We start from the raw sequence: 20,758 nt of genomic DNA on the forward strand, positions 1-20,758 counted from the left end.
AAGTCCATTTCTAGCATCTTTCAGGGGGCGCCGTCATTGCGCCCTTGGCATTGCTTCCTTGGCATTGCGTCCTGACGCCCTCGATTTGCCGCAACGGCAATTGATTTTGCGGTGACGGCGGGCCAAGACTGCCGCCATGAACCCCAATTTGCAGCCCTTGCGCGGCGATTCGCATGTCTGACACTTCTGCGCGCGACCAGTCGCGGGACAACGCCATGACGGTCGGCGGAATCTCCTCTGACCGTATCGAGCCGGATGAGAATGCGTGGACGCGCCGCCTCGTCATCTTCCTGCGCATCATGGCGGTCGTGTCGATCGCCAAGGGTCTTTATCACTGGGCTCAGGTGACCGGCTTCGTCGGCGGCGAGGAGGAGGCCTTCGAGAACCAGTCCTGGGCCTGGCAGACCGCGACGGTCTATTTCGCCGTGATCGAGCTGGTCGCCGCGGTTGGATTGTGGCTTGCGACCCCGTGGGGGGCCGTGGTGTGGCTGACCACCGTGGTATCGATGGCGGTGATCGAGCTGATGTTTCCGGCGATCTATGGCGGCAGCCTGATGGTGGTCGGGTTCGAGGCGGTGATGCTCGCCGCCTATCTTGCGCTCGCCTGGATGGCGGCGCGCGAACGGCCGCCGTAGCGCCTCGCGCACGAAGCGGCACACTTCATGGCGCTCGTGCGCGCGATGAGAAGACAGGATCGCTGTATCTGCTAGGTGGGTGTCACAGACCGCGCACCCTATCGAAACACCCCATCGGGAGCGCGCCTGCGGGATCGCCGTCGGGATCGATTACCGGATCTCGGCATATTTGCCAGTCGGCTTTGCGCTGGCCGACGGCGGGCCCCGGTTGTTGCGAGCGGGGCGCCGGGAACGGGAGCGCGGCGCACACGCCGCCACTGCGCGCATCGCGTGCAGAATCCATCATTCGATCCCGTAAGATTTTTCGAGATTTTTCCGGTAACCGTTCGGTGACCGTAGAGGGTTCCCTCACACCTGTTACGTCACCGTTTCGAATTCAGACGAAGCTGTTTCCGAATGCGACAGGGCAGGCAGACGAAGCGTGAACAAAGGGCACGCCACCGTCAATGAAAAGTTGCCGAAAGTCCTTGATCTACGAGCTTAATCCGCGATTCACTGTCTTAAATTCATGATCTCTTTATTGTCTTATTTAAGCTGATCTTCAAACGGCCCCCTTACGTTGCACCTATCAGGCGGGACACAAGTTTCGTCGAATAAGTCGATAAAAACGACAACAGGGGAAGTGTCATGATCAAAGCCGTTGCGACAACGGCGGTGGAAGCCGCTGATCGCGCTACCGGTCAATCGCCGGTGCAGCCGCTCTATCTCGAAGCACTGACTTTGGTGGAGCGGCTGCATCGCCGGCTCCTCGACGTCATCAAGGACGAGTTCGATCGCCGCGGCCGTGCCGACATCAACTCGGTGCAGGCGCTGCTCCTCTACAACATCGGCGACAAGGAGCTGACCGCCGGCGAGCTGCGCACCCGTGGCTACTATCTCGGCTCCAACGTCTCCTACAATCTGAAGAAGCTCGTCGAGCTCGGCTTCCTCGATCATCAGCGCTCGCGCGTCGATCGTCGCTCGGTTCGTATTCGTTTGACGGCGCAGGGCCAGGAGGTCCGCCGCATCGTCGACGCGCTCTATCAGAAGCACGTCAAAACGGTGGAGCAGGTCGGCGGCATCTCGAACGAAGAGTTCGCAAGCCTCAACAAGTCGCTGCACCGTCTCGAGCGGTTCTGGACCGACCAGATCCTCTATCGCCTCTAAGCCCCATCTTTCCCGCCTGACGGCCAAGCCGGCCAATCCAGAAGACCGGCAGCCATCCTCCAGACACGCATCGGCCATGCCCGGCCGGTGCGTTTTGTCATGCTGCATCTGCGAAAAAAAGCGCCGCGACGAGGAACCAAGTCCGTCCTTACGGCTTATTGTCAGCCCAATGGAGACTGGGAATATGGTGGTCGAGCGCGAGATGCAGATCGTGTTGAACGTCGAGGTCGTCGGTGACGCCTACGCGATCGCATCGAACTATCTGCGCAAATCCGGCGCGATTCCCGACACATTCGTCACCAACGAGCGCCTGCTCGGCATCATCGTGAAGCTGTTCCAGCACGGTGAGCTGAACAGGATTCGCCTCGCCAACAAGGCGATCGCGCAATTTGAGGCCGAGACGCTGGTCGTCGCTTGAGCGTTAACCCGGAGACATCAATGGAAGCCGCCATCGATCGCATCATGCTGACCTACGATCTGCTGCTCAATCGCACGGCCGCAGCGAGCGACGAAGCGCGCGCGAAGGTGACCGAGTACGTGCGGACGCTGTTCGAGGCCGGCGAGACCGACCCGCACCGGTTGACCGTCTGCGGTTTGACCTATCTGCGGCAGCTCGATGGCAGCGCGGACCATGTGAAGGCCGGGTATACCGGGCTGTAGCGAGCGGCGGGCTCCCGCCCGTCATTGGGCGATGTGTCGCCGCGCTCGCGCAATGACGCGACGCAAATTCCGATTCAACCGGCAAACAGCGGGCGTCGTCACCCGCGACGGCGGGTGACCCAGTATTCCAGAGACGTCGGTGCATGAGCCGAGCGGTCGCAGCTCGCTTCACCCCTTCGCCGGGACGACGGCGAAGGGGTGGCGCCGCTTGTGACTCGTAAATCCGCGTTCTCGCGACATGAATTGTCCGAGCTTTGCATCTTCGCTTCGCCCTCATCACGTAGAGGCGCAACACCCGCAGACGGCGACTTGGATGCGGTATGATATTCGTATTGTATCGTCATACAGGTGCGGCTAGCGTCCAGGCGCCGGGCAAATCGAACTGCAGAGATCCAGCGGGGATCGCTGGTGACCGGCGATGGCGGGCGTGCATTGATCTTAGGACTGTTCGACGACGAAGCGGCGGATGCCAAGGCGAAGGCGTATTGTCTCGGTGCGCTGCTGATTCTGGTGAACGTCGCGGTCTGGCTTTGGGCCTATCTCAGCTTTCGCGATTATCCGCTGCTGCTTGGAACGGCATCGCTTGCCTACACGCTCGGGCTTCGTCACGCCGTCGACCCCGACCATATCGCGGCGATCGACAACGTCACGCGCAAGCTCATGCAGGACGGCAAGCGGCCGCTGGCCGTCGGCCTGTTCTTCGCGATGGGCCATTCGACGGTGGTGATCGCGGCCTCCTTGCTGGTTGCGGTCTCGGTTGGCGCCCTCGAAGCCAGGTTCGAGGGCTTCAAGGCGTTCGGCGGCGTGATCGGGACCGGGGTGTCTGCCGTCTTCCTGCTGGTGATCGCCCTGATCAATACGATGATCCTGATCTCGGTCTACCGCGCCTTTCAGGCGTCCCGCCGCGGCGATCACGCCACCGAGCAGGAGCTTCGCGAGCTGCTGCAACAGCGCGGCTTCTTTGCCCGCATGCTGCGCTCGCTGTTCGCGTTGATCACCAGGAGCTGGCAGATGTACCCGCTCGGCTTTCTGTTCGGCCTGGGATTCGACACCGCGAGCGAGATCGGCCTGATCGGAATTTCCGCCGCGCAGGGCTCCGCCGGCTTGCCGGTATGGTCGATCCTGGTATTTCCGGCGCTGTTCACCGCCGGCATGTCGCTGATCGACACCGCCGACGGCATCATCATGGTTCAGGCCTATGGCTGGGCGTTCCGGCAGCCGGTGCGCAAGCTCTACTACAATCTGACCATGACGCTGATCTCGATCATCGTTGCGCTCTTGATCGGCGGCATCGAGGCGCTTGGCCTCATCGCGAGCAAGCTCGACCTTCAAGGACCGTTCTGGGAACTCGTCGGCAAGATCAGCGACGATTTCAGCCTGCTCGGATATCTCATCGTGGCCGTGTTCATCGCTGCGTGGTTGATCTCGGTGCTGGTGTATCGGCTCGGCCGGTTCGACGAGATCAAGGGCGAGAGCCCGGTAGGTTGAGTGCCGGCCGCGGGGAATGCCGCGACCGACATCGGTTCTGCGCCGCCGACCACCTCAGGCAGCGCGTGCCGTCTGATGGGGATGATCGAGCAGCCGGTTCAATATCCGGCGTTCCTCCTCGATCCTCCGTCTGAAACGTTCGCGCTCGCCTTCCGACGCGGCGGTGTCGAGCAGGAATTGATAGTGGCCGATGATCTTTTCGCTGCCTCGTACAAGCAGTTGTCGCAGCTCATTCATGGTTGGAGCTCCTCGCAAGGAACGCCATCGAGCGAGGGAGCCGGCAGCGGCGGAATGGCGGCCGAGAGACCTCGCATCGCTGCGACCTCTTCATGGAGCCGTCTTTCGATGAACTGGCGTTCGAGATCGGAGAGTTGGGTCTGCAGCAATCGCCGATACCGGCGAATGTTGTTGCGATGAGCGCGCAGTTGCTCAAGCTGGTGGTCGAACAGTTCCGAGCCCCGCTGTCTTGCCTGTTCGAATCTCGACCACCAGCGTCCCTCGAGCCTATCGACGACGTGCTTCGGCAATTTGGTATTTGCCATCTCGCCCTCCCTATGCCGCCAAGCAACGGTCGACGGAGTGCAGTCGGGCGGGGCGTCCGCCTGGCGGATCGGGAGGATCGTTGTCGAGGATACGCAGCGCCTCCAGGATTTCACTGACGGGAACGGGCGATCTGAGCCCTCGGGGAGCGCGCAGAGCAGGATTGGACGCGACGGCGCTGGCGTCCGAGGCCCAGGACGCCAATATGGCGCGCTTCTCCGCCATGGTCAGGCGCGAGTCCCGCACCACATCGTGCGGGGCTTCATAGTGGTGCTCGTTGTGAATTGGCAGGCTGAAACCAACAACGTTATGAGCAGGCGCGGTCGTCGGCCGCATCGGATGCCTCCATTCTGAAGACGAGTTGCTGAGGAGCGAAGCCGCGCCGGTCGGTCAGGCGCGGCTTCGTCGATTGGATCAGGCGGCGACGCTTTCGAGCTGTCGCGGCGCTTTGCTCGATGTCTCGTTGATCGCGATGCGTCGCGGCTTCATCGCCTCCGGCACTTCGCGCGCCAACTCGATCTTGAGAAGACCGTTGTCGAACGCGGCGCTCTTGACCTCGACGTGGTCGGCCAGGCTGAATTGTCGCTTGAATCTGCGGGTCGAGATGCCCTGATAGATGTACTCGCGGTCGGCTTTTTCGACCTTGGCACCCTCAATCGTCAGAATGTTCTGCTCTGCCGTAACCGAGATCTCATCGGGCGCGAAGCCGGCGACCGCAAGCGCGATCTGGTAACGGTCTTCCGCTAGCCGTTCGATATTGTAGGGAGGGTAGTTGTCCTCGCCCGCCCGGTGGGCTGCTTCGGCGAGATCAAAAAGCCGGTCAAATCCGATGGCTGACCGGAACAGGGGAGAGAAGTCGTAGCTGCGCATAACCAAATCCTCCAGAGAGCAAGATGGATATGAACGGCACCGGACACGACCGGTGCCCGTCTCGCCTGGACCCGAGCGGCGACCAGGCACCAGCCCCACAGGGGAAAACCGGCGACAAAAAAGATAAAAAAAGCGATCGCGCTGTCAAGAATTCGGCTGAAAAATTTTTTGGCTCCCGCCCGACCGCGCTCGTGGTGCGGCTGGATGGCTTGTGGCGGGAACGGCGCCAAGAACGCCGGCAAACCCGCGGCCGGTTAGAGGGGCGCTGGCGGACCGTCCGAATCAAAGCAAGCGAAAAAACCACCTACGGGATGCGGCGATTTGCTGCACGGAGTAATCGAGCCGCCCGGCTTGCCGAAGACTGTGGCGAATGGTCGCTAGGGACACGCAGACCCGACGTCGGCGAGCGATTCCTTCTGATGGGACCGCTTTCCGACCGCCGATGCGACCACGTGACCGGATGCAGCCAGCGATCGGCAGGCCGCAAATTCAGGAGGAGCCCCATGATCCCGTCTCGCATGCGCCTGCTCGGCGCGATTGTCGCGCTGATGCTGGGCGCAAGCCATACAGCGACCGCGCAGCAGCTCGAGCTCAAGCTGATGGCGCCGGCGGCGCCCGGCGGCGGATGGGATCAGACCGCGCGATCGATGCAGCAGGCGCTCGTGGCCTCCGGTGTCGCGCGCAGCGTCCAGGTGACGAACGTCCCCGGCGCCGGCGGCAGCGTCGGCATCGCGCAATTCGTCAACGGCGCCAAGGGCGACGGCAACCAGATGATGGTGAACGGCTTCGTGATGGTCGGGGCGCTCGCCATGAACAAGTCGCCGGTCACGCTCGATCAGGTGACGCCGATCGCGCGCCTCACAGAAGAAATCCAGGTCATCGTCGTGCCGGCGAATTCGCCGATCAAGACGGCGCAGGATCTTGCGGCCGCCGTCAAGGCCGATATCGCCAAGGTCACCTTTGCCGGCGGCTCGGCCGGGGGCGTCGACCACGTGATGGCCGCGCTTTTCGCCGGCGCGGTCGGCGCCGACGCCAAGAAGATCAACTACATTCCGTTTTCCGGCGGCGGAGAATCGCTCGCCGCCATTCTCGGCGGCAAGGTCACGGCAGGCATCTCGGGGCTGAGCGAGTACGAGGGCCAGATCAAGGCCGGCAAGCTGCGGGCGCTCGGCGTGACCTCGGAGAAGCGTCTGTCAGGCGTCGACATCCCGTCCTTCAAGGAGCAGGGCATCGATCTGGTGCTGGCCAATTGGCGCTCGGTGGTTGCGCCGCCCGGCATCATGCCGGAGCAGCGCAAGACGTTGAGCGACGCCGTGGAGAAGATGGTGAAGTCCGACGCCTGGAAGGAGATCCTGAAGCAGAAGGGCTGGGATGACGCCTATCTCGGCGGCGACGCGTTTGCGGAGTTCCTGAAGAAGGAGACCGCGCGCGTGACCGACGTGCTGAAGTCCGTCGGCCTCGTGAAGTCATGACGCCGGACGGTGCTTCCGGCGGCGGGCAGACGCGGCGTGTCGATCGTGTGGGACTTGTCATCGCGGCGGCGCTTGCCGCGGTTGCTGCGGTGCTGGTCTGGGATGCGAGCAAGCTGCCGTCCACAACGATGTACGGAATGGGGCCCGAGGCGATGCCGGTCGTCATCGCCGTCGGCCTCGTCATGCTCGCCATCGGCAATCTGATCGATGCGTTGCGCGGCAACCTGCCGCCGCGCGAGAGCGCCGATCCCAGGCCGGTGTGGCTGATCATCGCCGGGCTTGCACTCTTGATCGCGATCATCGGCTTCGGCGGCGGCTTCATCCTCGCCACCTCGGCGCTGTTCGTCACCACCTCGGCCGCATTCGGCCGGCGCGCCATCCTGGCTGACAGCGCAATCGCACTCGTCATGACCACCCTGATTTATCTCGCGTTCGACAAGCTGTTGACGTTGAGCCTTCCTGCCGGCCCGTTGGAGCGACTGCTGTGATCGATACTTTCGCCGCGCTGGCGCATGGCATGGCGGTCGCCATCCAGCCGATGAATCTGCTCTATGCGCTGATCGGCGTATTCCTCGGCACCGCGGTCGGCGTGTTGCCGGGCATCGGTCCGGCGCTGACGGTCGCGTTGCTGTTGCCGGTGACGTACAAGCTCGATCCCGGCGGCTCCCTGATCATGTTCGCCGGCATCTATTACGGCGGCATGTACGGCGGCTCGACCACCGCGATCCTGATCAACACGCCAGGCGAGAGCGCGTCGATGGCGACCGCGCTCGAGGGCAACAAGATGGCGAAGGCCGGCCGCGGCGGTCCGGCACTCGCGACCTCGGCGATCGGCTCGTTCGTAGCGGGCACCATCGCCACCATCGGTCTGGCTTTCCTCGCGCCCTGGCTGGTCGATGTCGCGGTCCGCTTCGGGCCAGAGGATTACTTCGCGCTGATGTGCGTCGCCTTCGTCACCGTCTCGGCGACCTTCGGCGACTCACCGGTTCGCGGATTGACCAGCCTGTTCATCGGCCTGACGCTCGGGCTTGTCGGCATCGACAAGCTCACCGGTCAGGCGCGGCTTGCCTTCGGCATCCCTGAACTGCTCGACGGCGTCGAGGTGACGACGCTCGCGGTCGGCCTGTTCGCGGTGGGGGAGGCGCTTTACGTCGCCTCGCGCTGCCATCATACCGAGGAGAAGCTCGAGCCGGTGCGCGGCTCGCTGTGGATGACGCGCGAGGACTGGCGGCGGTCGTGGAAGCCATGGCTGCGCGGCACGCTGTTCGGTTTCCCGATCGGTGCGCTGCCGGCTGGGGGCGCGGAGATCCCGACCTTCCTGTCCTATTCCACCGAACGGCGGCTCACGAAACATCCGGAGGAATTCGGCAAAGGTGCGATCGAAGGCGTCGCCGGCCCGGAAGCCGCCAACAACGCCTCCGCTGCCGGCACGCTGGTGCCGCTGTTGACGCTGGGGCTGCCGACCTCGGCGACCGCGGCGATGATGCTCGCAGGCTTCCAGCAATACGGCCTGAACCCTGGACCGCTGTTGTTCGCCGAGCGGCCCGACCTGGTGTGGGGACTGATCGCAAGCCTGTTCATCGCCAACGGCATGCTGCTGGTGCTCAACTTGCCGCTGGTCGGCCTGTGGGTGCGGCTGCTCGCGATCCCGCAGCCCTGGCTCTATGCCGGCATTCTGGTGTTCGCGACCATGGGGACGATCGCCGCAAAGCCGTCGGTGGTCGAACTGTCGATGCTGGCGGCGTTCGGTGTGATGGGCTTTGCGATGCGCCGGTTCGATTTTCCGATCGCGCCCGTCGTCATCGGCCTCATCCTTGGGCCGATCGCCGAGAGCCAGTTGCGCCGCGCACTGGCGATCAGCCTCGGCGATCCCCTGGTGCTGCTGCAAAGCCCGATGTCGGCGACGCTGCTCGCGATCGCGCTGATCGCGCTGCTGGCGCCGTTCGTGCTGAAGGGATTGGGGCGGTTCAGGGCCAACGAGGATTGAGCTGTGACCCCATCAATCGACCGGGCGGACGATTTGCCGAAGTCCGCCAGGCGCCGAGGTCGTGGAGCCTCGATCATTTTGCGCATGCTGCGCGCGATGCATCGATCAAGCCAAACATTTGCGTGATTCGGAAATATCCAGACTCCAATCCCGGTCTTCCATTCATTAGCGCACATGCCTCCGCCCGCGCGAGGCTCAATCAAGGCGGCTGAACAATGAAGATCGCATACCTTCTGGCAGCATTACTGCTGGTGCCATTTCTCGCGACGCAAGCCACGGCTCATGTGCAAGCTGACAAAAACCGCATTATCACGCGCCTCGCCAAGCGACCGATCATTGGCGGTCGACTGCAAGGGGGTGGGATCGTAGGTCGTCAGATCGCAGCTCCGCCATGGAGTGCTGCCTGCATGAACGACCAAGGTCCGCAACAATGCGACGAGCCCATGTGGGTCTATGGGAGCCCCGACTATGTCGCGCAATTCAAGAATGCATTTTGACGTTGATCCGCACGTTCAGGAAGCCGCCCCTTCGACGCTACCTCTCGCGCCGGTTCGCGAGCCGGCTTGCGCGTCGCTGCTATCGCCAGAGGCCGAGCGAGGCCCACTTCGATTCCGGAATCGTGCCGCCGATCTTGTAGTGCAAGCTCGTTACGTGCAGGTGATCGGGCGTGCCCTGGCAGACATAGGATAATCCGTACCATCGGCCGTTGCTGCGGAACGCGCCGCCCGTCGCCGTGATCGTGTTGCCGGCGTGCGAGGGGCGGGAGGTGACGTCCGACTTCGCCCGGTCGGCTTCCTTTCCGGTGTCGCGGTCGATGCGGGACATCACGGCGTAGTCGCAGACCTGCTCGAGCCTCGTTTGCGGTTCGAGCCTGCGCAGGCTGTCGAGGAAGCGTTGGTCTTGGGCAAAAGCGGGCGCGGACAGCGCGAGCAGCGCCGTCAGGTAGATCAGTCTCAATTGTGCCTCGCTGTGGAGAGGAGGGAATCGACGGTCCGCGTGATATACAAAAACACGCGCGCCCATCAATCATCGGCGCACGTCGCCTGCGGTATCGCCGTGTGCAAATCGCGCACGATTGCGCGAGCCGAAGCTCACGCCGGCGAGGTCTTCTTTTTCTTGTTCTGCTTGATGACCTTGGCCTGCGCACGAAACGCCGTCGCGAGCGCCTTCAGCTCGCTGGTCACGATCTCATCGGCGGTCGCCTTTGCCGCGACTTCGGCCTTCCGGGCTTGTCGCTTGAGTTCCTTGGTCGTCTTGTTCATCGTCCAGATCGCGAATGAAGCCGCGCTCCCTGCCGCAAATGCTGCACGCCGTATGCGTGCTCTGCACGTCGCCGACGCGGCCAGCGTTTCGCGCCGCTCGACTAATAATGACGTGATGGACCCCGCAAAGGATCCATCGGCGCCTGCCGATCGGCTCTATCATACGGTGTTGCCGGTCATGTAACGTCGGCTGCGGCCTTTCGGAAATCTCAGGACCGGGCGTCTGTTCCGCCGATTTCGTCGCCTTTCGCGCGGGGCGGCGAGGGGAACCCGGTCCCGGGTCGATCTGGCGGATCCCTGCCGTCCCCACCATATCTGGCATAATCGGTGGTGGGGGACCGCAACCGCTTGGCCATTTTGGGCCGATGTGGTAACGCTCTGCGACCAGCTTCGACCGCCACTCGTGACCGTCCGCATCCTGCGTAAAGGCTTGCGGCGGTGGAGATATTTCGCCGATGACCTCTTCGTCCAAGACTGCTTCCGCGCCCGATTCCTTCTTCACGGCCGGTCTTGCCGAGGCCGATCCCGAGATCGCGGCCGCGATCAAGGGCGAGCTCGGCCGCCAGCGCCATGAGATCGAGCTGATCGCCTCCGAAAACATCGTCAGCCGGGCGGTCCTGGAAGCACAGGGCTCGGTGATGACCAACAAATATGCCGAGGGCTATCCGGGCGCGCGCTACTATGGCGGTTGCGAGTGGGTCGACGTCGCCGAGAACCTGGCGATCGATCGCGCCAAGAAGCTGTTCGGCGCCCAGTTTGCCAACGTGCAACCCAATTCCGGCAGCCAGATGAACCAGGCGGCGTTCCTGGCGCTGCTGCAGCCCGGCGACACCTTCATGGGTCTCGATCTCGCCGCCGGCGGCCATCTCACCCACGGCTCACCGGTCAACATGTCCGGCAAGTGGTTCAAGGCCGCGCACTACACCGTGCGGCGCGAGGACGAGATCATCGACATGGATGCGGTGCAAAAGCAGGCCGAAGAGGTCAAGCCGAAGCTGATCATCGCCGGCGGCTCGGCCTATTCGCGGGCCTGGGACTTCAAGCGTTTCCGCGAGATCGCCGACAGCGTCGGCGCCTATCTCCTGGTCGACATGGCGCATTTCGCGGGCCTCGTCGCCGGCGGCGTGCATGCCTCGCCGGTGCCGCATGCCCACGTCACCACGACCACGACGCACAAGTCGCTGCGCGGTCCGCGCGGCGGCCTGATCCTCACCAATGACGAGACGCTGGCCAAGAAGCTGAATTCGGCGATCTTCCCGGGCCTGCAGGGCGGCCCGCTGATGCACGTCATCGCCGCCAAGGCGGTGGCGTTCGGCGAGGCGCTGCGGCCGGACTTCAAGGTCTACGCCCGGAACGTGGTCGAGAACGCCAAGGCGCTGGCGGAGACGCTGCGCGGCCACGGCCTCGACATCGTGTCCGGCGGCACCGACAACCATCTGATGCTGGTCGACCTGCGCCCGAAGGGGCTGAAGGGCAACGTCTCGGAGAAGGCGCTGGTGCGCGCCGCCATCACCTGCAACAAGAACGGCATCCCGTTCGATCCCGAGAAACCGTTCGTCACCTCGGGCCTGCGGCTCGGCACGCCGGCGGCGACCACGCGCGGCTTCGGTGTCGCGGAATTCAAGCAGGTCGGTGGCATGATCGCCGAGGTGCTGAACGCGCTCGCGCAGTCGCCCGACGGCAAAGCGCCGCTGGTCGAGGCCGCGATCAAGGAGCGCGTCAAGGCGCTGACCGACCGTTTCCCGATCTACCAGTAAGGTATCGCTCTCCAAGGGGCCCGTCGGATGCGCTGTCCGAGCTGCAACAGTCTTGATACGCAGGTCAAGGACTCGCGTCCGACCGAGGACTCCGCCGTGATCCGCAGGCGGCGCGTGTGCATGGCCTGCAACTTCCGCTTCACGACCTTCGAGCGGGTGCAGCTCCGCGAACTCACCGTGATCAAGCGCAACGGCCGCCGCGTGCCGTTCGACCGCGACAAGCTGGTGCGCTCGCTGCAGATCTCCTTGCGCAAACGCCCGGTGGATTCCGAGCGGCTGGAGAAGACGGTGTCAGCGATCGTGCGCGAGCTCGAGAGCGGCGGCGAAGCCGAAGTGTCCTCGGAGGCGATCGGCGAGATCGTGATGGAGCATCTGCGCCAGCTCGACGATGTCGCCTATGTGCGGTTCGCCTCGGTCTATCGCAATTTCCGCGAGGCCAAGGACTTCGAGATCGTGCTCGGCGAGCTGCACGGTGAGGACGACCCGCAGGTCGCGACGCTGCGGAAATGATCTTCCGCATTCTGGAAGATCAGCTCGCGCAAAAATCCCGGGACGCGAAGGCAGCGGATTTTCGGTTCATGCAGCTCGCGCTCGCGCTCGGCCGGCGGGGGCTGGGGCGGACCTGGCCCAACCCGGCGGTCGGCGCTGTGATCGTCAAGGACGGCGTGATCGTCGGCCGCGGCTGGACGCATCCAGGCGGGCGTCCGCATGCGGAGGTGGAGGCGCTCGGGCGCGCCGGTCCGGCCGCCCGTGGCGCTACGCTCTATGTGACGCTCGAACCCTGTTCGCATTTCGGCCGCTCGCCGCCCTGCGCCGACGCCGTCGTCGCCGCGGGGCTTGCCCGCGTGGTTTCGGCGATCGAGGATCCCAATCCGGAAGTCGCCGGGCAGGGCCACGCCCGGCTGCGCACGGCTGGCATCGCCGTCGATGTCGGGCTGTGCGCGGCGGAGGCCGCGCGCGATCATGCCGGGCATTTCCGCCGCGTCCGTGACGGGCGCCCACACGTGATCCTCAAGCTAGCGCTATCGGCCGACGACAAGATCGGCGCCGCCGGCAACCGGCCGGTCGCGATATCAGGCGAAGCGGCGCGGACCCGGGTGCATCTGCTGCGCGCGCAGAGCGATGCGATCCTGGTCGGGATCGGCACGGTGCTGGCCGACGATCCGTTGCTCACCTGCCGGCTGCCGGGGATGGCGTCGCGCTCGCCGGTCCGCGTCGTGCTGGATCGCGCCTTGCGGACGCCGGGTGACAGCCGCCTGGTGCATTCCGCGCGCGAGACGCCGCTCTGGGTGATGACATCTGACACGGCCGAAGCGCCTGCCGCGGTGAAGCTCGGTGCCGCCGGCGCGCAGGTGATCCGCGTCGCCTCGGCCGCGGCGTTGCCCGGGCTCGATCTGCCAGCCGTGTTGCATACGCTGGCGGAGAAAGGGATCACGCGGCTGATGGTCGAGGGCGGGGCGCGGGTTGCGTCGTCTTTCGTCGCTGCCGGCCTCGCCGACGAGATCTGGCTGTTGCGCGGGCCTGAGAGCGTCGGCGCCGATGGCGTTCCCGCGCTGGACGCATTGCCGCTCGCCGCAATCACGCAGTCGCCGTCGTTCAGGCTTCGTGCTAGCGAGACGCTCGGCAAAGACAGTCTTGATATCTACGAGCGTGCGTAATGTTTACCGGAATTGTCACCGATGTCGGTGAAATCACCTACCTGAAGCCGGTGGCGCAGGGGCAGTTGCATCGGATGCGGATCGCCTGCGACTACGACCAGACCACGATCGCCGACGGCGCCTCGATCGCCTGCAACGGCGTCTGTCTCACGGTGGTCGCCTCCGGTACGGCCGGCGGCAAGACCTGGTTCGACGTCGATGCCGCAGCCGAGACGCTCGGCATGACCACGGCGAAGCGCTGGGTCGAGGGAACCCGGCTCAACCTCGAGCGCGCGCTCAAGATCGGCGACGAGCTCGGCGGCCACATCGTGGCCGGCCACGCCGACGGCATCGCGACCATCGTCAGGCGCGACGATCTGCCCGACATGGCCCGTTTCGAGCTGAAAACCACCCGTGAGCTCGCGCGGTTCATCGCGGCCAAGGGCTCGGTGACACTGGACGGCGTGTCGCTGACGGTGAATACGGTCGATGACGTGACCTTTTCGGTGCTGATCATCCCGCATACGCTGGAGGTCACCACCCTGAGCGGCTGGAAGGCCGGCAGCGAGGTCAATATCGAGGTCGACCTGATGGCCCGCTACGCGGCGCGGCTGTCGGAGATGAAGTGACGGCGCAGCGGTCATTCCGGGGCGATGCGTCAGCATCGAACCCCAATGCGCAATTGCGCATTGTGGAATCTCGAGATTCCCCGATGCACAATTGTGCATCTTCGGTCTGGTCCTTCGGACCATCCCGGAATGACGACGTCTCTAGCATTGATGCTTGGCTTGGCTACCACTGGCGACTACATACCGCGCCGGTACCAGAATGAAACGGATTGAAGAATGGCTGACGCGCGGCGCGCACCCCTGAAGGACCAGACCGACATATCAGGCGCACGCGCGCTGATCGTCGAGGCGCGGTTTTATGACGACCTCCAGGATGCGCTGTTGGAGGGCGCGGTGGCCGAGCTGAAGGCGGCCGGCGTGACCTATGACGTGATCACGGTGCCGGGCGCGCTGGAAATCCCGGCCGCGATCGCGATTGCGATCGACGCGGCGGAAGCCGGCGGCAAGCCGTATGATGCGGCCATCGCGCTCGGCTGCGTGGTGCGCGGCGACACCATCCATTTCGAGATCGTGTCGAACGAGTCCTCGCGCGGACTGATGGATCTGGCGGTCAGCCGGAAATTCCCGCTCGGCAACGGCATCCTGACCGTCAACACCGAGGCGCAGGCCTGGGCACGGGCGCGCGCCAGCGAACTGAACAAGGGCGGCGATGCGGCGCGCGCGGCGCTCGCGATGCTGCGCATCAAACGCCGTCTGGCAAAGGCCTGACCATGGCAGAGAGCAAGAAGCCGGCGAAAGGTCCCGACAGGAAAGCCAACCGGCGCGGTGCCGCGCGGCTCGCGGCGGTGCAGGCGCTGTACCAGATGGATATCGCCGGCGCCGGCCTCAACGACATCTTCGCGGAGTTCGAGAGCCACTGGCTCGGCAACGAGGTCGAAGGTGAGAAATACCTGCCGGCCGAGGCTGCATTCTTCCGCGATGTCGTCTCCGGTGTGGTGCGCGACCAGGCGAGGCTTGACCCGTTGATCGATGACGCGCTGTCGAAGGGCTGGCCGCTGAAGCGGATCGATGCGATCCTGCGTGCCGTGCTGCGCGCCGGCTCCTACGAGCTCGAGCATCGCAAGGACGTGCCGGGCCGCGTCGTCGTCTCCGAATATGTCGACGTCGCCCATGCCTTTGTCGAAAAGGACGAGACCGGCATGGTGAACGCCGTGCTCGACCAGATCGCGCGCCAGTTCCGCGGCGATGAATTTGTGCGGGGGTAGATAGCCGGATGCTGCTCGCCGTAGCCGTCATCCTGAGGTGCCGTCGCGAAGCGGAGGCCTCGAAGGGTGGCGGCGTGGTTGGTCGGTCGCAGCTCGACCGTGCATCCTTCGGGGCTCGCAAGCGCTCGCACCTCAGGATGACGGGTCTGCTATCGTGACACAGAGCGACAAACAGGTATCCGGCGAAGACAGCCTCATCGCGCGCTATTTCAAGCCGCTCGCGACCGACCCTGGAGCGTTCAATCTCGACGACGACGCCGGCGCGCTGAAGGCGGCCGGCGAGGAGATCGTGGTCACGACGGATGCGATCGTCGAGGGTGTGCATTTTCTCGCCGGTGATCCGCCCGATACGCTGGCGCGCAAGGCGTTGCGGGTGAACCTGTCCGACATTGCGGCCAAGGGCGCAGTGCCCGCGGGCTTCGTGCTGACGGTGGCGCTGCGCGCGGTCGAGGAGGCCTGGCTGAAGCCGTTCGCGGCTGCGCTCGGCGAAGACGCCGCGCACTACGGTTGCCCGCTGCTCGGCGGCGACACCGTGTCGACGCCGGGACCGTTGATGATCTCGATCACGGCGTTCGGGCGGGTGCCTGATGGCTGCATGGTGCACCGTTCCGGTGCAAAGGCCGGCGATCGTGTGTTCGTCACCGGAACGATCGGCGATGCCGCGCTCGGTCTCGACGTATTGCGGGGCGGTCCGGTCGCTGCGGCGCTTGCTGAGGATGCCGCCGCCCGGGATTGGCTCGCCTCCCGGTATCGTATCCCGCAGCCGCGCAACGCGCTGGCGCTGGCGGTGCGCGAGCATGCCAGCGCCGCGATGGATGTGTCGGACGGGCTGGCGGGGGACCTCGCCAAGCTGTGCGCAGCGTCGGGCGTGTCGGCCGAGATCGAACTGCCGCGCATCCCGCACTCCCGGGCGGCCGCCTCGCTGCTTGCGCAGGGCGTGGTGGGTGTCGAGGCGCTGATCGCAGGCGGCGACGACTACGAAATCCTCTGCGCTGTGCCCCAGGACCGCGCCGACGCCTTTGCGCTGGCGGCGCAGGGCGCAGGCGTTGCTGTCGCCGCCATCGGTCGGATCGTCAGCGGCCGCGTCGGTCCGCGTTTCCTCGACGGACAGGGCAGGGAACAGACGCTGGAGCGGCTGTCCTACAGCCATTTCTAGTACACCCGGCCGCAAGCCGCGACTTTCCTCCTAAAGAGCTGCCAATATCGGCGTTTTCGGCCCTGGGTGCCGTTGCGCGGGGTTAACGATTTTGGCAAGGTCTCGCCCGATTTGAGGACATGCCTCTCTTGGGGAGGGATGATCCTCGAAAAATAAGCGCCAGCAAAAAGGCGCGGGGGTTACATCAAGGATCTGAGGCAACATTCAATGACAGCATTATGGTTGATTGTGCTCTGCGGGGCGCTTTCCGTCGTCTACGCAATCTGGGCGACGTCGTCGGTCTTGAACGCGGATGCAGGCAGTCCGCGCATGCAGGAGATCGCAGGCGCCGTGCGCGAGGGGGCCCAGGCCTATCTGCGCCGCCAGTACACCACGATCGGCATGGTCGGTATCGTGATCTTTCTGTTGCTGGCCTACTTCCTCGGCGTGCTGGTTGCGATCGGCTTTGCGATCGGCGCCATCCTGTCGGGCGCGGCCGGCTTCATCGGCATGAACGTCTCGGTACGCGCCAACGTCCGCACCGCGCAGGCGGCGACCACCTCGCTCGCCGGCGGCCTCGAGCTCGCCTTCAAGGCCGGCGCGATCACCGGCCTCCTGGTCGCCGGTCTCGCGCTGCTCGGCGTCACCATCTACTTCATCGTGCTGGTTCATTTCCTCGGGCTGGAGGCGAGCAGCCGGACCGTGGTCGACGCCATGGTGGCGCTCGGCTTCGGCGCCTCGCTGATCTCGATCTTCGCCCGTCTCGGCGGCGGCATCTTCACCAAGGGGGCTGACGTCGGCGGCGATCTCGTCGGCAAGGTCGAGGCCGGCATCCCCGAGGACGATCCGCGCAACCCGGCCACCATCGCCGACAATGTCGGGGACAATGTCGGCGACTGCGCCGGCATGGCGGCCGACCTGTTCGAGACCTATGCGGTGACCGCGGTCGCCACCATGGTGCTCGCCGCGATCTTCTTCGCCAAGACGCCGATTCTGGTGAATATGATGACGCTGCCGCTCGCGATCGGCGGCATCTGCATCATCACCTCGATCATCGGCACCTTCTTCGTCAAGCTCGGCGCGAGCCAGTCGATCATGGGTGCGCTGTACAAGGGCCTGATTGCCACCGGCATCCTGTCGCTGATCGGCGTCGCCGCCGTCATCAACTGGCTGATCGGCTTCGGCAAGCTCGACGGCGTCGAGTACACCGGCATGGCGCTGTTCTGGTGCGGCGTGGTGGGTCTCGTGGTCACCGGCCTGATCATCTGGATCACGGAGTACTACACCGGCACCGACTATCGCCCCGTGAAGTCGATTGCTTCCGCCTCGGTCACCGGTCACGGCACCAACGTGATCCAGGGTCTGGCGGTCTCGATGGAAGCAACCGCGCTGCCCGCGATCGTCATCATCGCCGGCATCCTCGTCACCTACAGCCTGGCCGGCCTGTTCGGCATTGCGATCGCGACTGCCACCATGCTGGCGCTGGCCGGCATGATCGTCGCGCTCGACGCCTTCGGTCCGGTCACCGACAACGCCGGCGGCATCGCCGAGATGGCGGGGCTGCCCAAGGAGGTGCGCAAGTCGACCGACGCGCTCGACGCGGTCGGCAACACCACCAAGGCGGTGACCAAGGGCTACGCGATCGGCTCCGCCGGTCTCGGCGCGCTGGTGCTGTTTGCGGCCTACAACCAGGACCTCAAGTTCTTCATCAGCGACGGTAACGCCCACGCCTACTTCAAGGGCGTCAATCCGGACTTCTCGCTCAACAACCCCTATGTGGTGGTGGGCCTGCTGTTCGGCGGCCTGTTGCCGTATCTGTTCGGCGCGATGGGCATGACGGCGGTCGGGCGCGCCGCCGGCGCGATCGTCGAGGAGGTGCGCCGTCAGTTCCGCGAGAAGCCCGGCATCATGCAGGGCACCGACAAGCCCGACTACGGCAAGGCCGTCGACCTGCTGACCAGGGCAGCGATCAAGGAGATGATCATCCCGTCGCTGCTGCCGGTGCTGTCGCCGATCGTCGTCTACTTCGTGATCTACGCGATCGCGGGCGGCGGCGCGGCCGGCAAATCGGCGGCGTTCTCGGCGGTCGGCGCCATGCTGCTCGGCGTGATCGTCACCGGCCTGTTCGTCGCGATCTCGATGACCTCGGGCGGCGGCGCCTGGGACAATGCCAAGAAGTACATCGAGGACGGTCACTATGGCGGCAAGGGCTCAGACGCCCACAAGTCAGCGGTGACGGGCGATACCGTCGGCGATCCCTACAAGGACACCGCGGGTCCCGCGGTGAACCCGATGATCAAGATCACCAACATCGTGGCGCTGCTGCTGCTGGCGATCCTCGCGCACTGAGTGGCGCGGGGCGACTGAAACGCAAAACCCCGCGGCGCAAGCCGCGGGGTTTTTGGTTGGGGTCGACGAGCTCACCGCGTCATTCCCGGGCCGCCTCGAAGAGGCGAACTATGGCGCGCACTTGCGCGCCTGAGAATCTCGAGATTCCACAATGCGCAATTGCGTATTGGAGTTCGAAGCTTCGCACCGCCCCGGAATGACGGCTACGCCGTCACTTCACCTCCATCTGCAAGCCCTCCTTCTCGATGATGGCGGCGAACTTCGTCGTCTCCGCCCCGACGAAATCCGAAAACTGCTGCGGCGTGCCGTAGTCGGCGCGGGCGCCCATGCCGGCGATGTTCTTCTTGACGTCGTCGCGCTCCAGCATCGCCTTGACCTGCCGGTTCAGCTCATCGACCACAGGGGCTCGCGCCGCCTTGGGCAGAAACACGCCAAACCAGGACGAGACGTCGAACCTGGCAAGCTCGGGCGCGGCCTCGCGCATCGGCGGCAGCTTCGGCGCGGCCTCGCTGCGCTCGGGCGTGGTGACGCAGAGCCCGTTGAGCTTGCCGTCGAGCACCTGCGGCAGCGACGGATAGAGGTTGTCGAACAGGATCTGGATGTCGCCGGCGAGCGCGGCCTGGAGCGCAGGCCCGGCGCCGCGGAACGGCACATGCGTCATCTTCAGTCCGGTGAGCTGGAGGAACCAGGCTCCGGTGAGGTGAGGGCTCTGTCCGGTGCCGGACGAGCCATAAGTGAGCTTGTCGGGATTGGCCTTCAGGTAGGCGATCAGCTCCGGAATCGATTTGATGCCGGTGGTCGGATGCGCCGTGACGATGTTCGGAATCCGGATCATGTTGGAGACCGGCTGGAGCTGGTCGGCCTTGTAGGGCAGGTTCCTGAAGATGCTGTAGGCGATCGCGTTCGGCCCGGGATTGCCGATCAGGATGGTGTGGCCGTCGCCCTTGTTGCGGGCGACCTCCGCGGTGCCAATGGTGCCTCCGGCGCCAGAGCGGTTTTCGACGACCACCGACTGGCCCCAGATCGGCTGCAGGTGCGCGGCGAGGAGCCGTCCCATCACGTCGGTCGAGCCGCCCGCGGCCGCTGGCACGATGATCCGTACGGTCTCGGTCGGCCGCCAATCTCCGGCGCCCAGGCTCGCACGCGGCAGAATCGCCGCGGCCGACAGCGCGGCTGCGCCCGACAATACCGTACGACGGGAAAATCTCTTGCTGATCACGCGTTTGCCCCCTGGTCTTGCAACGTTTGCGAGCGACCCTAGGGGACCGCTTGTCTTTCGGGCAAGCGGCAACTTGGCGCAGGTGTCCGGCTCGCCATCGACATGGCGCTGATGTCGCGCAGCAAGCTCCCGACCGTGCTTCGAGCAGCCGAACTCAGGCGCCACGAAGCGCGTGTACCGAGCCTTCCTTCACGAATTCCGACTTCAGCTTCGTCGCGCCGAAGCCGTCGATCTTGCAGGCGATGTTGTGTCCGTCGCCGCTCGGCCTAGTTGAAGCTCAACAGCTTGAACAGTGGCGTCAGGTAGGACATCTCCTGGCCCGAGGTCGGTGTGGTACGGCTGACGAAGTCGAAGATCTTGCCGTCCTTCAGGCCGTAATTGGCCAGCCGCCGCACCTGCCGGTTTTTGTCGAAATAGACCGCGATGACGCGCTGGTCGATCACGTGCTGGTTCATGAAGGCGACCGGGCGGGAGGTCCGCTGCGAGATGTAGTAGAACACCTCACCATCGAGCGTGGCGACCGTGGAAGGCGTGCCAAGTACGATCAGCACCTGGTCCTGGCTCGCGCCGATCGGAATCTGCTCCAGCGCGCCGTCCGGCAGGATGTAGCCCTTCTGGAATTGCTCGCCGGTGCAGGCTCCGAGGCTCGCACAGGCGGCACAGAGGAAGCCGACGGCGGAGATCGCGCGGATGCGCGAAAGCAGGCCGCGCGCGGAGGCTCCGCGTGACTGTATTGGCATTGTGTGGTTCATCGGCGGAACTGATTC

26 protein-coding genes are annotated in these 20,758 nt (G+C 64.8%); 17 read left to right on the top strand and 9 right to left on the bottom strand.

Annotated elements, in window-relative coordinates:
• Positions 1–173 precede the first annotated feature (173 nt).
• From P6U30_RS17075 to P6U30_RS17095, 5 genes are all read left to right on the top strand, one after another.
• Entirely contained in the window at positions 174–635 is a 462-nt protein-coding gene (locus P6U30_RS17075; protein ID WP_407152158.1) for a DUF6163 family protein, read from the top strand.
• Between the two features lie 627 nt (positions 636–1,262).
• Complete coding sequence (gene ldtR / locus P6U30_RS17080; protein WP_407152159.1) at positions 1,263–1,781, top strand: transcriptional regulator LdtR; 519 nt, start codon at positions 1,263–1,265, stop codon at positions 1,779–1,781.
• Positions 1,782–1,965: 184 nt separating this feature from the next.
• Entirely contained in the window at positions 1,966–2,199 is a 234-nt protein-coding gene (locus tag P6U30_RS17085; RefSeq protein WP_407170077.1) for a hypothetical protein, read from the top strand.
• A gap of 20 nt (positions 2,200–2,219) precedes the next feature.
• Positions 2,220–2,441 (top strand): hypothetical protein, encoded by a 222-nt coding sequence (locus P6U30_RS17090; protein WP_407152161.1) that lies wholly within the window; start codon positions 2,220–2,222, stop codon positions 2,439–2,441.
• Between the two features lie 408 nt (positions 2,442–2,849).
• Positions 2,850–3,929: a HoxN/HupN/NixA family nickel/cobalt transporter gene (locus P6U30_RS17095; protein ID WP_407170078.1), complete on the top strand. Its 1,080-nt coding sequence runs from the start codon at positions 2,850–2,852 to the stop codon at positions 3,927–3,929.
• A 54-nt stretch (positions 3,930–3,983) separates the two neighbouring features.
• On the opposite strand, the gene P6U30_RS17100 is transcribed toward P6U30_RS17095, so the two are convergent.
• The 4 genes from P6U30_RS17100 to P6U30_RS17115 form a co-directional block, all read right to left on the bottom strand.
• The gene (locus P6U30_RS17100; protein ID WP_407170079.1) at positions 3,984–4,166 is read right to left on the bottom strand and encodes a hypothetical protein; all 183 of its coding nucleotides are present in this window, start codon (positions 4,164–4,166) and stop codon (positions 3,984–3,986) included.
• Complete coding sequence (locus tag P6U30_RS17105; RefSeq protein ID WP_407170080.1) at positions 4,163–4,471, bottom strand: hypothetical protein; 309 nt, start codon at positions 4,469–4,471, stop codon at positions 4,163–4,165. The genes P6U30_RS17100 and P6U30_RS17105 overlap by 4 nt, the downstream gene beginning before the upstream one ends.
• A gap of 10 nt (positions 4,472–4,481) precedes the next feature.
• Positions 4,482–4,805: a hypothetical protein gene (locus tag P6U30_RS17110; RefSeq protein ID WP_407170081.1), complete on the bottom strand. Its 324-nt coding sequence runs from the start codon at positions 4,803–4,805 to the stop codon at positions 4,482–4,484.
• Between the two features lie 78 nt (positions 4,806–4,883).
• Positions 4,884–5,339, bottom strand: a complete 456-nt coding sequence (locus tag P6U30_RS17115; protein ID WP_407170082.1) for an Hsp20 family protein — start codon at positions 5,337–5,339, stop codon at positions 4,884–4,886.
• 518 nt (positions 5,340–5,857) lie between these two features.
• Between P6U30_RS17115 and P6U30_RS17120 the strand changes: the two genes are divergently transcribed.
• The 4 genes from P6U30_RS17120 (at position 5,858) to P6U30_RS17135 (ending at position 9,295) form a co-directional block, all read left to right on the top strand.
• The gene (locus P6U30_RS17120) at positions 5,858–6,811 is read left to right on the top strand and encodes a Bug family tripartite tricarboxylate transporter substrate binding protein (protein ID WP_407170471.1); all 954 of its coding nucleotides are present in this window, start codon (positions 5,858–5,860) and stop codon (positions 6,809–6,811) included.
• Complete coding sequence (locus tag P6U30_RS17125) at positions 6,808–7,299, top strand: tripartite tricarboxylate transporter TctB family protein (protein ID WP_407170083.1); 492 nt, start codon at positions 6,808–6,810, stop codon at positions 7,297–7,299. Before P6U30_RS17120 ends, P6U30_RS17125 begins: the two co-directional genes overlap by 4 nt.
• 29 nt (positions 7,300–7,328) lie before the next feature.
• On the top strand, positions 7,329–8,798 hold the full coding sequence (locus P6U30_RS17130; protein ID WP_407170472.1) for a tripartite tricarboxylate transporter permease: 1,470 nt from the start codon (positions 7,329–7,331) through the stop codon (positions 8,796–8,798).
• A 215-nt stretch (positions 8,799–9,013) separates the two neighbouring features.
• A complete protein-coding gene (locus P6U30_RS17135) occupies positions 9,014–9,295 on the top strand; it encodes a hypothetical protein (protein ID WP_407170084.1) in 282 nt (93 codons plus the stop codon).
• Positions 9,296–9,374: 79 nt separating this feature from the next.
• Here P6U30_RS17135 and P6U30_RS17140 read toward each other — a convergent pair whose 3' ends face one another.
• Positions 9,375–9,755 (bottom strand): DUF930 domain-containing protein, encoded by a 381-nt coding sequence (locus tag P6U30_RS17140; RefSeq protein ID WP_407170085.1) that lies wholly within the window; start codon positions 9,753–9,755, stop codon positions 9,375–9,377.
• A gap of 134 nt (positions 9,756–9,889) precedes the next feature.
• Positions 9,890–10,060 (bottom strand): hypothetical protein, encoded by a 171-nt coding sequence (locus P6U30_RS17145; RefSeq protein WP_407170086.1) that lies wholly within the window; start codon positions 10,058–10,060, stop codon positions 9,890–9,892.
• A 455-nt stretch (positions 10,061–10,515) separates the two neighbouring features.
• Here P6U30_RS17145 and glyA point away from each other — a divergent pair, with 455 nt between their 5' ends.
• The 8 genes from glyA (at position 10,516) to P6U30_RS17185 (ending at position 18,772) form a co-directional block, all read left to right on the top strand.
• Complete coding sequence (gene glyA / locus P6U30_RS17150; RefSeq protein ID WP_407170087.1) at positions 10,516–11,817, top strand: serine hydroxymethyltransferase; 1,302 nt, start codon at positions 10,516–10,518, stop codon at positions 11,815–11,817.
• Between the two features lie 27 nt (positions 11,818–11,844).
• The gene (nrdR, locus tag P6U30_RS17155; RefSeq protein WP_407152169.1) at positions 11,845–12,327 is read left to right on the top strand and encodes a transcriptional regulator NrdR; all 483 of its coding nucleotides are present in this window, start codon (positions 11,845–11,847) and stop codon (positions 12,325–12,327) included.
• On the top strand, positions 12,324–13,475 hold the full coding sequence (ribD, locus tag P6U30_RS17160; RefSeq protein ID WP_407170088.1) for a bifunctional diaminohydroxyphosphoribosylaminopyrimidine deaminase/5-amino-6-(5-phosphoribosylamino)uracil reductase RibD: 1,152 nt from the start codon (positions 12,324–12,326) through the stop codon (positions 13,473–13,475). The genes nrdR and ribD overlap by 4 nt, the downstream gene beginning before the upstream one ends.
• A complete protein-coding gene (locus P6U30_RS17165; RefSeq protein WP_407170089.1) occupies positions 13,475–14,083 on the top strand; it encodes a riboflavin synthase in 609 nt (202 codons plus the stop codon). The genes ribD and P6U30_RS17165 overlap by 1 nt, the downstream gene beginning before the upstream one ends.
• Before the next feature lie 216 nt (positions 14,084–14,299).
• On the top strand, positions 14,300–14,791 hold the full coding sequence (ribH, locus tag P6U30_RS17170; protein ID WP_407170090.1) for a 6,7-dimethyl-8-ribityllumazine synthase: 492 nt from the start codon (positions 14,300–14,302) through the stop codon (positions 14,789–14,791).
• Between the two features lie 2 nt (positions 14,792–14,793).
• Positions 14,794–15,288 (top strand): transcription antitermination factor NusB, encoded by a 495-nt coding sequence (gene nusB, locus P6U30_RS17175; protein ID WP_407170091.1) that lies wholly within the window; start codon positions 14,794–14,796, stop codon positions 15,286–15,288.
• 154 nt (positions 15,289–15,442) lie between these two features.
• Positions 15,443–16,444 carry a thiamine-phosphate kinase gene (gene thiL, locus P6U30_RS17180; protein WP_407170092.1) on the top strand — a complete coding sequence of 334 codons (1,002 nt, stop codon included), beginning with the start codon at positions 15,443–15,445 and terminating at the stop codon, positions 16,442–16,444.
• A gap of 207 nt (positions 16,445–16,651) precedes the next feature.
• Complete coding sequence (locus P6U30_RS17185) at positions 16,652–18,772, top strand: sodium-translocating pyrophosphatase (RefSeq protein WP_407170093.1); 2,121 nt, start codon at positions 16,652–16,654, stop codon at positions 18,770–18,772.
• Positions 18,773–18,983: 211 nt separating this feature from the next.
• On the opposite strand, the gene P6U30_RS17190 is transcribed toward P6U30_RS17185, so the two are convergent.
• The 3 genes from P6U30_RS17190 to P6U30_RS17200 form a co-directional block, all read right to left on the bottom strand.
• On the bottom strand, positions 18,984–19,988 hold the full coding sequence (locus tag P6U30_RS17190; RefSeq protein WP_407170473.1) for a Bug family tripartite tricarboxylate transporter substrate binding protein: 1,005 nt from the start codon (positions 19,986–19,988) through the stop codon (positions 18,984–18,986).
• A 157-nt stretch (positions 19,989–20,145) separates the two neighbouring features.
• Entirely contained in the window at positions 20,146–20,235 is a 90-nt protein-coding gene (locus P6U30_RS17195; protein ID WP_407170474.1) for a hypothetical protein, read from the bottom strand.
• A gap of 22 nt (positions 20,236–20,257) precedes the next feature.
• Positions 20,258–20,743: an outer membrane protein assembly factor BamE gene (locus tag P6U30_RS17200; protein WP_407170094.1), complete on the bottom strand. Its 486-nt coding sequence runs from the start codon at positions 20,741–20,743 to the stop codon at positions 20,258–20,260.
• Between the last annotated feature and the right edge of the window lie 15 nt (positions 20,744–20,758).

Source organism: Bradyrhizobium sp. ORS 111 (assembly GCF_045571485.1).
GTDB lineage: Bacteria > Pseudomonadota > Alphaproteobacteria > Rhizobiales > Xanthobacteraceae > Bradyrhizobium.

What these genes read in the sequence shown, in the direction of transcription:
- P6U30_RS17105 (WP_407170080.1), bottom strand. Translation starts at nt 4,471, where the DNA reads ATGGCAAATACCAAATTGCCGAAGCACGTCGTCGATAGGCTCGAGGGA.
- P6U30_RS17110 (WP_407170081.1), bottom strand. Translation starts at nt 4,805, where the DNA reads ATGCGGCCGACGACCGCGCCTGCTCATAACGTTGTTGGTTTCAGCCTG.
- P6U30_RS17125 (WP_407170083.1), top strand. Translation starts at nt 6,808, where the DNA reads ATGACGCCGGACGGTGCTTCCGGCGGCGGGCAGACGCGGCGTGTCGAT.
- P6U30_RS17200 (WP_407170094.1), bottom strand. Translation starts at nt 20,743, where the DNA reads ATGAACCACACAATGCCAATACAGTCACGCGGAGCCTCCGCGCGCGGC.
- P6U30_RS17115 (WP_407170082.1), bottom strand. Translation starts at nt 5,339, where the DNA reads ATGCGCAGCTACGACTTCTCTCCCCTGTTCCGGTCAGCCATCGGATTT.
- P6U30_RS17130 (WP_407170472.1), top strand. Translation starts at nt 7,329, where the DNA reads ATGGCGGTCGCCATCCAGCCGATGAATCTGCTCTATGCGCTGATCGGC.
- P6U30_RS17135 (WP_407170084.1), top strand. Translation starts at nt 9,014, where the DNA reads ATGAAGATCGCATACCTTCTGGCAGCATTACTGCTGGTGCCATTTCTC.
- ribH (WP_407170090.1), top strand. Translation starts at nt 14,300, where the DNA reads ATGGCTGACGCGCGGCGCGCACCCCTGAAGGACCAGACCGACATATCA.
- ribD (WP_407170088.1), top strand. Translation starts at nt 12,324, where the DNA reads ATGATCTTCCGCATTCTGGAAGATCAGCTCGCGCAAAAATCCCGGGAC.
- P6U30_RS17120 (WP_407170471.1), top strand. Translation starts at nt 5,858, where the DNA reads ATGCGCCTGCTCGGCGCGATTGTCGCGCTGATGCTGGGCGCAAGCCAT.
- ldtR (WP_407152159.1), top strand. Translation starts at nt 1,263, where the DNA reads ATGATCAAAGCCGTTGCGACAACGGCGGTGGAAGCCGCTGATCGCGCT.
- P6U30_RS17145 (WP_407170086.1), bottom strand. Translation starts at nt 10,060, where the DNA reads ATGAACAAGACGACCAAGGAACTCAAGCGACAAGCCCGGAAGGCCGAA.
- P6U30_RS17075 (WP_407152158.1), top strand. Translation starts at nt 174, where the DNA reads ATGTCTGACACTTCTGCGCGCGACCAGTCGCGGGACAACGCCATGACG.
- P6U30_RS17090 (WP_407152161.1), top strand. Translation starts at nt 2,220, where the DNA reads ATGGAAGCCGCCATCGATCGCATCATGCTGACCTACGATCTGCTGCTC.
- P6U30_RS17100 (WP_407170079.1), bottom strand. Translation starts at nt 4,166, where the DNA reads ATGAATGAGCTGCGACAACTGCTTGTACGAGGCAGCGAAAAGATCATC.
- P6U30_RS17185 (WP_407170093.1), top strand. Translation starts at nt 16,652, where the DNA reads ATGACAGCATTATGGTTGATTGTGCTCTGCGGGGCGCTTTCCGTCGTC.
- nrdR (WP_407152169.1), top strand. Translation starts at nt 11,845, where the DNA reads ATGCGCTGTCCGAGCTGCAACAGTCTTGATACGCAGGTCAAGGACTCG.
- P6U30_RS17165 (WP_407170089.1), top strand. Translation starts at nt 13,475, where the DNA reads ATGTTTACCGGAATTGTCACCGATGTCGGTGAAATCACCTACCTGAAG.
- P6U30_RS17085 (WP_407170077.1), top strand. Translation starts at nt 1,966, where the DNA reads ATGGTGGTCGAGCGCGAGATGCAGATCGTGTTGAACGTCGAGGTCGTC.
- nusB (WP_407170091.1), top strand. Translation starts at nt 14,794, where the DNA reads ATGGCAGAGAGCAAGAAGCCGGCGAAAGGTCCCGACAGGAAAGCCAAC.
- glyA (WP_407170087.1), top strand. Translation starts at nt 10,516, where the DNA reads ATGACCTCTTCGTCCAAGACTGCTTCCGCGCCCGATTCCTTCTTCACG.